At 39.2% G+C, this 1213-nt stretch carries 1 protein-coding gene; it reads right to left on the reverse strand.

Translation table 11 applies throughout. The features are described from left to right. Window positions 1-31: 31 nt before the first annotated feature. Window positions 32-985, reverse strand: a complete 954-nt coding sequence (locus tag I6E72_RS19595; protein WP_024598675.1) for an IS110 family transposase — start codon at window positions 983-985, stop codon at window positions 32-34. Between the last annotated feature and the right edge of the window lie 228 nt (window positions 986-1213).

A 1213-nucleotide genomic window follows, 5' to 3' on the forward strand; every position in this document is an offset into this window, starting at 1 on the left:
TAACAAGTGACTATGGTGTCAATTCCTAATTTCAAACCATTTTAGGATCCCACATGACACCATCCCTCACCATAGAATTTATGATTACTATAAGCTTTCTTATACAGGCAATAATAGCCACTTTTTTAGGTTTCCCTGCCGCGACTAGCCGATGATAAATAGCTTTAAATTTAGGGTTACATTGGATAGCTGACATCATTGCCATATACATTGCGGTTCTAATTTTTGGCCGTCCACCTCGTATCATCCGTTTCCCCTGATAAGCACCACTTTCTCGATTAAATGGTGCAACACCAACCAGTGATGCAGCCTCTTTATTGTTTACACACCCAAGCTCAGGCATGTCACTAAGTAAGTTAAACGCGACAACATTCCCAACGCCAGGCACACTTTGAATAATGTCATTCTTGACCTTATATTCGTCACATTCTTTGATGAGTTTTTGTAGTTTCAAATCTACTTTTTCAATCTGATTTTTTAATGCCGTTAGGATAGGTTTTATTAGTGATGATATTGTTTTTGGCATTATCTGTGAACGATTTTTCTCCATCGTTTGCATATCCATTAACTGCCTTCTTCTAGAAAGTAAATCACTCATCAAGCGCATCTGCTCTGGCTTTAAAGATGAGAGTGGTGGCTTTATTGCTTCACCAAAATGAGCGATGAGTTGCGCATCAAGTTTATCTGTTTTTGCTTTTTGGCCAATAGCGCCTGCGAAACGTTTAATATTAACGGGATTAGCAACAACGAAAGGGATATTCGCTTGAGCACACGCCATAATAAAGGGGTGTTCAAGGCGCCCAGTTGCTTCAATAGTAACACGCGTTATTGGGTGCTTTTTTAGTGTTTTTATAGCGTGTTTAATGCCGCCGTCATTGTTTTCTACGGTGAAATATATATCTAACGGTCGGATGTAAATATCGAGTTGAGTTTTACCTGTATCGACACCGACGTTAATTTCATTTTGATTATTGAGTGTATTCATAATAAGCTGACTCTGCCTTGCGATTCGGGCTCTAGGCCCCGTTGACTATCCGAGTTTAATGCTTGGAGTTTATACAGCGTTCTTTCTTGTTATCGGTCTCTCAATAGAGGAGCCTTCAATCAATCGAACTACTGTATAAAAGGCTTTGGTTGCAGCCAAAGCTTGGGCCTCACATTACCCGAACTTGGTTAAAGTATTAATTAATTTATGGGTTTATTATCCATACAA

The organism is Pseudoalteromonas sp. NSLLW24 (assembly GCF_015864725.1).
Taxonomy (GTDB): Bacteria; Pseudomonadota; Gammaproteobacteria; order Enterobacterales; family Alteromonadaceae; genus Pseudoalteromonas; species Pseudoalteromonas arctica.